Source organism: Shewanella sp. UCD-FRSSP16_17 (assembly GCF_001675935.1).
Lineage (GTDB): Bacteria > Pseudomonadota > Gammaproteobacteria > Enterobacterales > Shewanellaceae > Shewanella > Shewanella japonica.
In genome coordinates, this window is record NZ_LZFV01000001.1 from 576,624 (window position 1) to 589,176 (window position 12,553).

Here is a 12,553-nt window from a genome sequence, read left to right on the forward strand (position 1 = left end):
ACTTGTTATAGAAACAATCCTTACCGTCCATATTCTGTAGCGATTAGCAAGTCTTTGCCTTATTACTGCTCAGTCCCTATCAATTTGAGTTGAATTTTTTTAACTTCAACTTCTGTGAGCTTGTATTTCGCAATCACAATTAAACAAATGACAGTGCAAATCACAGGTATGCCGGCAAAGGCTAATAATATGCCAGACAAGGTTTCATCTGTTTGCTGCTGATTGGGTATATAGTTATAAGCCGACAGCAACCATCCTGCTAATGCTCCGCCTATTGCGAAACCAAATTTGATAGCTAATAAATGGCCCGAAAAAGTAATTGCAGTCAGGCGTCTACCTATCTTTTCAACACCATAGTCAACGGTGTCTGCAACCATTGAGAACATAATGGGCGTAATAATCATGTGTGCAAAATTAGCAATAAAATAGATGATAAATATCAGCAGTATTTGATCGTTAGCAATCACGTAAAATAAACTATGAGAGATAATGACAACAACTAAAGCAACCTGAAACAACACCTTTTTTTCAAAGTATTTAGATAAGAAATTTGTCGAAATTGCACCTAGAACAGAGCCAATAGCTGCTACTGTTAAAAAATTTGATAGAAGGCTCTCGTCACCCACATAATATTTAATGTAATGCGGTGCGACAGATGCACGGATCCCTATGAGTGTTAACGTCGCTAAGCTTATAATGGCTATCACTAGCCATTGGTCATTCTTAAATAATTCAAAGAAGTCTTTATAAATGTGTCTAAAGCTTTTTCTCTCTGATACCTGAATAGTTTCTTTCGTCATTTTAAAGCATAACAAGAAGCAGCTTGCAGCTAATGCTCCCATGAACACCATTGCTAATGGATAGCCTTTGGTATCAGAACCTTGACCAAAAAACTCAACTAGTCTCGGAATTGCCCACACAATAATGACTAACGCAGCCATAGCCATTGCAAATCGGTAAGACTGTAATGACGTTCTTTCCTTAGGATCATTAACCATGACACCGCCAAGAGCACCATAAGGAATATTGATTGCGGTATAACAGGTCATCAATAGTCCATAAGTGATATAGGCATAGATAAGTTTTCCAGTGGTATCAAAATCAGGAGTAATGAAGGCTAAACACGCTAAAACACCATAAGGAATCGCAAGAAACAAAATATATGGACGATACGATCCCCAACGGGTTCTCGTTCTATCAGCAATGCCGCCCATGACTGGATCAGTAAAACCATCAAATAACCTGACCGACAGCAATAAGGTACCGGCTGCAGCTGCAGACAGGCCATAAACATCGGTATAGAAAATCAACATGAAATTAGCGACCATTTGAAACACGATATTACTGGCAGTATCACCTAACCCATACCCCATTTTTTCTTTGATGGTCAGCTTTGCGTTTTCCATTTATTCCCCAGCCAAATGTAATTAACCTGTTATAGTCAAAAATACTATATGGTTAAAATTAGATTGTAAATACCTTTTAATGGAAATTTATCCATTTAGTAACAACAAGCTTGATGTGGGGTAATATAAAGAGACATTGTCGCCTAAATAGAATGTGTTCAGCGTTATTGACTAGTCACGACATTGATAAGAAGACATTGATAAGAAGACATTGATAAGAAGACTTTCATTTTTTCGTGTTCAAGATTTGAAGCGGCTGATTAAGGATGGTTAACTTAACAAAGTTTAACATACTCGTATAAGGACATTATTATGAGTAAAAGCATTCAAGGGTCTGATTTAACGGTTCCTGATAAAACAGACGTTTATAAGCAATAAAAAAGGCGATGTATTCATCGCCCTTATAATTAGAAACTTATTCTTTGTCGTAGCCATTTGGATTGGCAGATTGCCAACGCCATGTATCTTCCATCATTTGTTGCAATGTACGAGTGGCTTTCCAATTAAGCTGTTTATTGGCTTTCTCAGCATTGGCCCAGAAAGCCGGTAAATCACCAGCACGTCTTGGACTAACTTCATAAGGAATGGCTTTTTTTACCGCTAATTCGAAAGCGCTAACAATTTCAAATACTGAAACGCCATTTCCTGTACCTAAATTGAACGCTTCAACCCCGGTAAATGCAGGATGACGTGTTAACCAATTCATCGCTGCTACATGACCTTCAGCAAGATCCATTACGTGTAAATAATCTCTCTCACAAGTACCATCTTTAGTTGGATAATCATCGCCGAATACACTTAACTTTTCTCTTTTCCCAACCATAACTTGTGCGACATATGGCAGTAAATTGTTTGGTATTCCTTTAGGCGACTCACCAATCTGACCACTCTCATGTGCGCCGATCGGATTAAAGTACCTGAGTGACACCCCTCTAAAATCGGGATTTGATGAAGCGGTATCGGCCATAATGCGCTCAACCATTACTTTAGTGGCACCATACGGACTTGAAGGCGTACCTAATTTCATCGTTTCAACATACGGAACATCATTTTCTTCTCCGTATACTGTAGCCGATGAACTAAAAATAAAATTATGCACATTATGTTCAGCCATCACTTCCAGTAAGCAAACAGAACCATGCACATTATTTTGATAATAAGCCAATGGAATTTGTCCTGATTCACCAACCGCTTTTAATGCAGCAAAGTGAATGACTGTATCAATATTATTTTCACTAAATAATGATTTAAGCTGCGACTTATCTCTGATATCACCTTCAATAAAATGAACAGACTTTCCAGTTAGGTTTTCAACTCGCTTAATCGATTCTAGGTTTGAGTTAAATAAATTATCAAAAACAATTACATTACAATCATTTTCGAGTAACGATAAAACCGTATGCGAACCAATATAACCCGCACCACCAGTGACTAAAACGTTCATTTCTATTCCTTGTGAAATACTTTTACTTAAATGTGCTATTTGCTGAGCGTAATTTTGAACGTTAATGACAAAATTAGCTAATGAAATTAAGTCTATCGTAAAAATGAACCTTTATACAGATTGTTTTTTGTTAACGATATGCAGTATTCACCAAGAAATGATTAACAATAAAATGCTTGCTGAGGCCTACCGCCCTCGTTACGAGTAACAAAATGGTTACAAAGTGAACTATGTAAACCTTTGAACTTCGCCTTAAATATGTACTTTGTCGTACTTAACAAACCTTAGAAATTCTAACAATCAAATTTAAACTATTGATTATTAAAAGCAATAAGTGATCTAAAACGCAGCGTATTATGTATACCTAATTGACACAAAAAATTACACATTGAAACAGTCACCTTTTAACAAAGCGTGTAACATACTCGTATAATATCTATAACCATAATATTTAAGCGGGCATTTGGCCTGTATAAGCTTCAACAAGAGGAAGTGTCGTGGCTACAGCAAAACAAATTTTATTCCCATTAGGGATCATTGGTGTAGGTCTTTTGATTTCAGGCGTGTTTATTTCAATGCAAAAACCACCTGAAGAAAAGCCACCAATTGATAATACGCCTCTCGTATCAATTGAAAAAATACAATACCAACCAATGACGTTTACCGTCAGCTCTTACGGGGTTGTCAATGCGAAATACCATACTGAAATAGTCGCTCAAGTCAGTGGTGAAATTACCTATCTATCAGATAACTTTGTTAAAGGCGGCTTCATCAAAAAAGGAGATGTCCTAGCCAGAATTGATCCAAGTGACTATGAATCAGCGCTGTTAGATGCACAAGCCAATCTTGCATCAGCAAAAGCGACATTAGTACAAGAAAAAGCAAACGCTCAAGTAGCCGAACGTGAATGGGCAGAAATTACTGATAGCAAACCCAGTGACTTAAGTCTTCGTAAACCACAACTGGCACAAGAGATTGCTAAACTGAAAAGCGCTGAAGCTGGACTATTACGGGCTAAACGCAACCTTGAACGTGCCATCATTAAAGCCCCATACGATGCGCTTATTGGCAGTCGTAACATAGGTCTTGGTACTTATGTCAGTAATGGCGCTTCAATTGGGTTGGTTTATAGCACAGACAAAGCGGAAGTGAGATTACCTCTCGCAGATAAAGAAATGCAATATCTTGACCGTAAAGGTGCCAATGCTGAAGTTAAACTTGTTGGTAATTTTGCCGGTGAAAAACAAGAGTGGATAGGCACTATTGTCCGTAGTGAAGGCATTATTGATAGTAAAAGTAGAATGACTTACCTCGTTGCTGAAGTCGACGATCCTTATGGTCTTAAAGGGGAGCATAAAGAGTTACGTTACGGCACTTATGTTACTGCACATATTGGTGGAACCCATGCTGGTGAAGTTGCTGTGGTTCCAAGGCACCTTATTGTAAATGGTCTTGTCGCCACTATGGATAAAGAAAATAAGCTGCGTTATTTACCCGTTAACATAATTCGACAAGATGGCAGTAACGTCATTATTTCGAGTGGATTAGAAAATGGTATGAACATTATCACTTCAGCCCTAGATTATCCTGTTGAAGGGATGTCAGTTGCTTTACCACAGGATAAAGTTTTACAAACTGAGCCAACAATTGGGGTGAATTCTGACACCGCTGTAGCCATGGAAGACAAGGAATAATTCATGGAAGATACAAATAAAGGCTTAATTGCTTGGTTTGCTCGTAACAGTGTTGCTGCAAACTTACTGATGATCATTATATTACTTGGTGGTTTACTGACTGCTAATACGATTCGTAAGCAGTTCTTCCCTGCCGTTGAAATTAACTGGATTGAATTTAGTGCAGTTTACCCTGGCGCAGCACCGCAAGAAGTTGAAGAAGGTATAACAGTAAAAATTGAACAAGCACTTGAAACCGTTCAAGGTTTACAACGTGTCATCACCTACTCTAACCGCAACCAAGCAAACGGCTATTTCAGGATTGAAGACTCTTATGATCCACAGATTGTTTTAGATGAAGTAAAATCTGAAATTGGTTCTGTATCAACCTTTCCTGCGGGGATGGAATTTCCAAAAGTTGAGCGAATTAAAATTCGTCAAGAAGTCATGTATTTAAGTTTGTATGGCGATCTATCTCAGCGACAACTAAAAGATTTAGGCGAAAAAATCCATAAAGAGATCATGCAATTACCGAATGTAAATATTTCGGAGTTTTATGGTGGTTTAAATTACGAAATCAGTGTCGAGGTAAGTAAAGACCGTTTGCGTGAATTTGGTCTTAACTTTAATGATGTTGCAGAAGCTGTGCGTGGCTACTCACGTAATATGTCTGCTGGACAAATCAAAGCTGAAAACGGCTATATTAACTTACGTGTTGAAAACCAAGCTTATGTTGGTTATGAATTTGAAGATTTGCCACTGTTAACCTTAGATGATGGTACTAACCTTTTATTAGGCGATGTTGCCACGGTTAATGATGGATTTGAAGAAGGTATTCAATACTCAAAATTTAATGGACAAAATGCCGTCACATTTTTTGTCGGAGCAGCAAAAAATCAAAGCATCACCGATGTTGCTGACACAATGAAGGAATACATTGCAAAGAAACAAGCGCTGTTACCAGAAGGTGTAACATTAGAGCCCTGGGTAGATATGACCTATTACCTAGATGGTCGGTTAGATTTGATGCTAGACAGTATGAAAACAGGTGCTGTTCTTGTGTTTTTCATGTTAGCGCTATTTTTACGTGTCAGGCTCGCTTTTTGGGTAATGATGGGACTACCTGTTTGTTTCCTTGGTACCCTATTATTTATGCCAATGGGATTTATTGACGTGACAATCAACGTCATTAGTTTATTCGCATTTATTCTCGTCCTCGGTATCGTGGTAGATGATGCCATCGTCATGGGCGAAAGTGCTCACACAGAATGTGAAGAAAATGGCCAAAACATAGATAGTGTTATTAAAGGGGTTAAACGAGTTGCTATGCCTGCGACATTCGGCGTACTGACCACCATTGCCGCGTTTTTACCTATTACTTTAGATGACGGACCTTCATCCGCCTTTGGCCAAGCAATCGGCTATGTCGTCATATTGTGTCTATTATTTTCTTTAGTTGAGTCAAAGCTGATTTTACCTTCTCACTTAGCCCATATGAACAAACCCAAAGTTGTTCAACCAGGTTCAAAGAATCCGTTGGATTGGCTGCGAAATGGGGTCAATTTCATTCAGAAGAAAATCGAAACTAATCTGACTTGGTTCATAAAAAACGTTTATAAACCAAGCCTTACTGTTGCGGTTAAATACCGTTATGCGGTTATTGCAACCTTTTTGATGTTAATTGTTATATGCGCATCATTATATATCAGTGGATTAGTTAGGTTTATTGGCCAACCTAAAATCCCACATGATTTCCCTCGCATCAGCTTGGAAATGAATGTCGATGCTGCGGAAACAGCAACATTAGATGCAGCTCACTCAATCGAAAAAGCCTTACGTACCGTTGAAAAGCAACTAGAGGATCAATATGGTCAAGGCATGATTGCAGAGCTACAAGTTGAATTACAAGGTCGTACTCGGGCGGAAGTAAGAACTAAGCTTGTTGATCCATCTTTACGACCTATCAATACATTTGAAGTCGCAGAAATGTGGCGCCAAGCAATGCCTAAAATCCCAGGAGTCAAATCGTTCACTGTTCAAGATAGTTTATTTGGCGGTGGACGTGATGACGGTGATATTAGCTTTAGGTTGGAAGGAAATGATGAACAACAACTGTTAGCTGCTTCTCAAGCATTAAAAGACAAACTAAACACCTTAAAAGGTGTCAGTGACGTCAATGACAGCCGCCAATCTTCAGCCAAAGAAGTTCAATTTGATTTAAAGCCGTTAGCCCATAGTTTAGGTCTTACCTTAGCCAACATTGCATCGCAAGTTGGTAACAGTTTTTATGGTCTTGAGGCACAACGTATTATTCGCAACGGTGAAGAAATTAAAGTGATGCTTCGTTACCCTGAGGAACAACGTAATTCTATCGCCTTGGTTCAAGATGTTTTAATCAAAACTCCACAAGGCGCAGAACTGCCTTTATCTGAAGTGGCTAACATTACTGTCGTACAAGGTGTGAGTAGTATTCGTCGTGAAAATGGTAATCGCACCATCAATGTATGGGCTTCAGTTGATGCAGAGCAAGCAGAGCCTTTCAAACTGGCTAAAGATATCCGCGATAACTTTATGCCAGAATTGTTAGCCAAATATCCTCGTGTAAAAAGTGAAGTCTCAGGCAGTATTCAAGAGCAGCTTGATAGTGCTGATACGCAAATGCGTGATTTTATTATTTCAATGCTAGTGATATATAGTTTGTTAGCGATTCCGCTTAAATCCTATGTGCAACCTTTTATGATCATGTCAGTGATCCCGTTTGGTGTGATTGGCTCTATGTTAGGACATATCATATTAGGCATTGATTTAAGTGCCCTATCGGTATTCGGGATCATCGCCGCTGCAGGTGTTGTAGTCAATGACTCCCTCGTTATGGTCGATTATGTCAATAATTCCCGTAAACAAGGCATTAGGCTGAATGAAGCTGTTATTAATGCAGGTTGTCGCCGTTTTAGAGCGATAATGTTAACGTCATTAACCACATTTATTGGGCTTGTACCTATTATGACGGAAACAAGCATGCAAGCTCAGATGGTTATTCCCATGGCTGTTTCATTAGCGTTTGGCGTGTTATTTGCGACTGTGGTTACCTTATGTTTAATCCCATGTTTGTATATTGCGATAGAAGATATGCGACGTATTGCACGTAAGATTTATCATCTTTACGTACCACAAACAAAGGAACAAGCATTAGCAGAGCTTAATTCGTTAACGAATAGTTCAAGCTAGCAAGGGATTAACTTCTGAATTGGCCATACAAAGAATTAACGGCTAACGATTAAAAAAGCGAAACTTAGGTTTCGCTTTTTTTATTACTTTTAAGCCAGTCTTTGTCGATTTGTCATATAACTAGGCTATATTAACTCGCGTAAAGCATTATTAGTGTTAATGAAAACGAAAATTTAATCTCAACAGTGCTTCAGTTCTTTCAAAGGAAAATTATCACAATGCAAGCAAGTGTTCCCTTCAAAAATAGGTTGTTCATAGTCGTACTTTTAACCTGGTGCGTATTACTTTCCGCCAATGTTAACGCAGACAGTCAAAAAGCAGCTAAACAGCAAAATGTTCTATTAATCTCTATTGACGGTTATCGATACGATTACAATCAGCTACATAACCCTCAAGCACTTAATCAATTTGCTAAGGATGCCGCAACGGTTGAGTTATTCACTCCGGCTTTTCCTACAGTAACTTTTCCTAATCACTTAACTTTAGTGACCGGTCTGTATCCGGCAAATCACGGTATTGTGTCGAATCGTTTTTATAATCCAGTATTAAAACGTGATTATGCAATGAATATTCATGAAGCAGTCACCGATGGCCAGTTCTATCAAGGTGTGCCTTTATGGTCTTTGGCGCGTCAACAAGGATTAAAATCTGCCACTTATTTCTGGCCAGGGTCTGAAGCTAAAATTGCTGGCTTTAGACCTAATTACTGGCTTAAATATGATGGCCGAACCCCAAATGAGCAACGCATTCAACAAGTCGTTGAGTGGTTTTCATTACCAGAAAGCGAAAGACCACAATTCGTTACCTTATATTTTTCGGATGTTGATAGCGCAGGCCATCATCACGGCCCAGAGTCAACACAGACATACAACGCAGTGCAATACATTGATAAACTTATTGCGAGTTTACTTAAACAAATAAATGACTTACCGATTGATATCAATGTCATCATCACTTCAGATCACGGCATGGCTAAAGTAGATGAATTTGATAGAATTTACACAGATAAATTAGTGGGTAAAGTCGCTGATTTAAAGGATAAGTTTATCTTTAATAATGATGCTGCCTTCTCATTAGTCACAGCCATAGGTGAAAATAAAAAGCAAGATTTAGCTAGGCTGAAAGCGCTTGTGGAAGAGGTAGACGGTTTAGCGTTTTAYTTACAAGCTGAAATGCCAGAACGCCTCCATTTTAGTGGAAACCCTTCAATTGGTGATGCCGTTATTATTAGTAACAATCACTATATTACTTCCACAGATGCAAAACCTGGTGTGATTGGAAAGCATGGCTATGATCCACAAACTATTCACGATATGAATACGGTTTTATACGCCAAAGGGCCTGCATTTAATCAGGCAACAATTGATCAAGCAGATAATATTCATCTCTACCCTTTGATTGCCAATATTTTAGGGCTAACGATACCCGATGATATTGATGGTGAGCTACGTTTTTTGTCGCCTTTGCTGCGCAAACCGTAACGCTATGACTTAACGGATCCCCTATTTGGTGATAAAAAAGCCTGTTGTCATCAACAGGCTTTTATAACAACCAAGGAGTAGACAATATAGCGATAGTTACTTAGCTTCAGATTCCATTATTTTATGATAAAGCGCATCTTTCATTTCAACGCGTTGTTGTTTTAAATCATGGATTGCATCATCGGCAATTGGCGAGTCTTTGAGCTCTAAATCACGTATTTGTTTATCGAGTTCATCATAACGCTTTAAAATCTCAGCAAAGTTCGCATCACTACTGTTTAGTGCAGTGATTGTGTCTAAATGATCTGGAAATTCATTTCTAAGAGAGTGATTTTCACCTAACATAAAAGCCTCATTTGATTATTAAATAAACCATGTTCGTTCTTTATAAATTTACAAGAATAAATCTAATGTATTTAGAATGTAGATCACACAGTTTAAAATTCAATCAAATAATGCCACTTTTGACGCTAAGGTTTACAAGAAAGTGTTTTTAATTAAATACAGTAATTCAAAAGAACATATTTTTTGCCTATAAAGCAGGCGTTTGCAAGGCAATTTTTAGCGCTATTTCTGGATTACTGTTAAGCTTACTGGTAAATATTTCTCTTTTTCTCATCCGTCGTTATGGTTCTAACATGCAATTATTTGAGTCGCCACATTTTGGCCAAGTGACAATTATTGGCAATGCCAACGGAGATTGGCAAGCATCTAAAAAAGGCTACTCGATAATTTTTAATGGAACTGTTGCTGAAGGAGAGCATATCATTAATATTTGTAATGGCCCTTTTGCAGGTTCAACAGAAGATTTTGTCGTTACCGGCCACCATAATAAATGGTTAAGCACTCAACTCTCTGCTATTGCTCATGAACTTCAAAGCAGATTGAATTGCTGGCCTTCCTCTGGACTGGCATGTTTTATCTTATTTAGTCGTTTAACGATTCCCCTTTCATTAACAAGAATGTCGTTATTGCCTAATTTAGCCCGTAATAATACCATGGCAAAAAACGAGCACCTGCCTTGCGTTGTTCATAACTGGCTTGGAGAAAGAAGAATCGCACTAAGCCAAATTAAAGAGTCACCAAGATCACAGATTAATTGGCCTGCTTTATTGTTATCATCAGATAACGATAAAACCCTCTATCGTGCAGTAGACGTCACATCAGAGCAAAGCTTTAACGACTCTCCTTTTAGCCTACTAGCTAAAATTGCGAACTTACAATCAAGCACACCTGAAGGTGTTATAGCGCTAGAGAAACTAGCGAATTTACCGTTATCACACTGGTTAGCATGTTCTACACAATCTAACTTATTAGACGTAGAACCCCTTTTCTTTAACCAACAACCTGAAAAAAACGCAGGCATATGGTATTTGTCTGATAATCACGCATCACAATATCTTGACTCAATTCGCTTATCGTTAGCACTCTGTCAGCAAGCATTATTGAAATAAACAGCGTTACAACACCATTGTCTTATTTATCATTTTAAGGATCTCTGTTAAACATATCTAAGTACGTATCAATATTGAGTACACACTTCGACCACTATGTTGAAAAGGATATCAAATGAAATGGATGCCAATCGTTGCCGCTTTATCAGTTTGTCTTGTAAATCAGGTTGATGCTAAAGAGCCTAAATTAATCTTACAGATCACTGTTGACCAATTACGCGCTGATTTACTCAACCGCTATCAGCATCACTTTACCGATGAAGGATTCAACTACCTTATTGATGAAGGCGTGTATTATACCGAAGCCCATCACCAACATGCCATTACAGAAACAGTTGTTGGCCACACCACTTTGGCGACAGGCGCACATCCTTCGAGTCATGGTATGGTGAGTAATTTATGGTTTGATAAACAATTACAGCAGCCCATCTATAACGTTCAAGATAAAACTCACCCTTTGATCAGTGCCAATGCCGCTGTTGATGCTGAAAATGAAATAGACCCCACGCAAAAAGCCAGTAAAGTTGAAGGCCGCTCACCTAAAAATATCTTAGCGACCACCTTTAGTGATGAGCTCACTGCCAGTAACAATGGTAAATCCAAAATATTTGCAGTGTCAGTAAAAGACAGAGGTGCAATTACACTTGCAGGTCACACAGGAAAAGCTTTTTGGTTCTCTAAATCAGCGGGTGAGTTTGTCAGTAGTCAATATTATTTTGATCAATATCCACAATGGGTTAACGAATTCAATAAACAAAATGATATTGCAAAATATGCAAATACGTCTTGGACATTATCTAAAGAATCAACTGAATATTTGTTTGGTGATAATGCGGCTCATGACTGGAAAACTAAATTACCAGGTTACGGTATTACATTCCCACATCAATTTGGAAAGCGAGACAATCCGTATTTCAGTACGTTTTTAACTGTCAGCCCAGTCGGTGACGAAATGACGGCCAATTTTGCTAAATCAGTCATAGAACATAATCAATTAGGTCAAAACAAAGTCACTGATTATTTATCTGTTAGTTTTTCATCTACGGATTATGTTGGCCATATTTTTGGGCCATCTAGTTTAGAAGCAGAAGATAATTTACTTCGTCTTGATAGAACGCTAGCCAGTTTATTTTCTTATGTCGATGACAAAGTAGGTTTAGATAATACCTTAATTGTATTATCAGCAGATCATGGCGCACCTGAAGCACCGGGCTATTTAACCCAATTTGGCACCAAAGCCACTCATTTTGATTTAGCCTCTCTAGAAAAACAACAAGATATCGTTAAACTAAAAAAAGACTTGAAGATTAGCGGTAATTTGTTTGCCAATGCTTGGCAACCTTATGTCAATTTAGATCACGATGCCCTCAAAAAAAGTGGAATTAAATTGAAAGATGCAACGTCTGTAGTCGCTGACGTTCTAAATAATGTTGCAGGCATACATCGTGCCTACAGTTATCATCATTTACTAGAAGGTGCAGTACCTAAAGATGAGATAACTCAAAAGGTCATTAATAGTTTTTACCMCAGCCGCTCAGGTGATATCTACATCGTATTTGAGCCAAATGTATTCGTAGCAGATTTCGATGGCCTCAATGTCGCATCTGTACATGGTTCCCCATGGCGTTACGACACTCATGTTCCAATAATCTTTGCTGGATTAAAACTCGATGGGCAACAGATTGAACGGCCTGTCGCCACCGTTGATGTGGCCACTACCTTAAGTGCCATTCTTGGTATTAATGCGCCATCGAGTGCTGCTGGGTTTCCATTAAAAGAAGTGATTAAACAATTTAAAGATTAATCACTTTTACAAAATATCGACGTTTCGTGGTTATATCTATTGCAAACAAAAAGCCAAACTTAT

Annotated in this window: 8 protein-coding genes; 5 read left to right on the forward strand and 3 right to left on the reverse strand. The window is 38.3% G+C overall.

Features of this window, described 5'->3' with window-relative positions:
• Positions 1–62: 62 nt before the first annotated feature.
• Both A9267_RS02450 and galE read right to left on the reverse strand, forming a co-directional pair.
• Positions 63–1,406 carry an MFS transporter gene (locus A9267_RS02450; protein WP_065108109.1) on the reverse strand — a complete coding sequence of 448 codons (1,344 nt, stop codon included), beginning with the start codon at positions 1,404–1,406 and terminating at the stop codon, positions 63–65.
• Between the two features lie 415 nt (positions 1,407–1,821).
• Positions 1,822–2,850, reverse strand: coding sequence for a UDP-glucose 4-epimerase GalE (gene galE, locus A9267_RS02455; RefSeq protein ID WP_065108110.1), 1,029 nt, complete (start codon positions 2,848–2,850; stop codon positions 1,822–1,824).
• A 497-nt stretch (positions 2,851–3,347) separates the two neighbouring features.
• Here galE and A9267_RS02460 point away from each other — a divergent pair, with 497 nt between their 5' ends.
• The 3 genes from A9267_RS02460 to A9267_RS02470 all read left to right on the forward strand — a co-directional run bounded on the left by A9267_RS02460 (position 3,348) and on the right by A9267_RS02470 (position 9,232).
• Entirely contained in the window at positions 3,348–4,544 is a 1,197-nt protein-coding gene (locus A9267_RS02460) for an efflux RND transporter periplasmic adaptor subunit (RefSeq protein ID WP_065108111.1), read from the forward strand.
• A 3-nt stretch (positions 4,545–4,547) separates the two neighbouring features.
• Entirely contained in the window at positions 4,548–7,751 is a 3,204-nt protein-coding gene (locus tag A9267_RS02465; protein WP_065108112.1) for an efflux RND transporter permease subunit, read from the forward strand.
• 218 nt (positions 7,752–7,969) lie between these two features.
• Complete coding sequence (locus tag A9267_RS02470; protein WP_065108113.1) at positions 7,970–9,232, forward strand: alkaline phosphatase family protein; 1,263 nt, start codon at positions 7,970–7,972, stop codon at positions 9,230–9,232.
• Positions 9,233–9,328: 96 nt separating this feature from the next.
• Here A9267_RS02470 and A9267_RS02475 read toward each other — a convergent pair whose 3' ends face one another.
• Complete coding sequence (locus tag A9267_RS02475; RefSeq protein WP_055023969.1) at positions 9,329–9,577, reverse strand: YdcH family protein; 249 nt, start codon at positions 9,575–9,577, stop codon at positions 9,329–9,331.
• A 293-nt stretch (positions 9,578–9,870) separates the two neighbouring features.
• On the opposite strand from A9267_RS02475, the gene A9267_RS02480 reads away from it, so the two are divergent.
• On the forward strand, positions 9,871–10,686 hold the full coding sequence (locus A9267_RS02480) for a hypothetical protein (RefSeq protein WP_065108114.1): 816 nt from the start codon (positions 9,871–9,873) through the stop codon (positions 10,684–10,686).
• 115 nt (positions 10,687–10,801) lie between these two features.
• Positions 10,802–12,490 (forward strand): alkaline phosphatase family protein, encoded by a 1,689-nt coding sequence (locus A9267_RS02485; RefSeq protein WP_065108115.1) that lies wholly within the window; start codon positions 10,802–10,804, stop codon positions 12,488–12,490.
• Positions 12,491–12,553 lie beyond the last annotated feature (63 nt).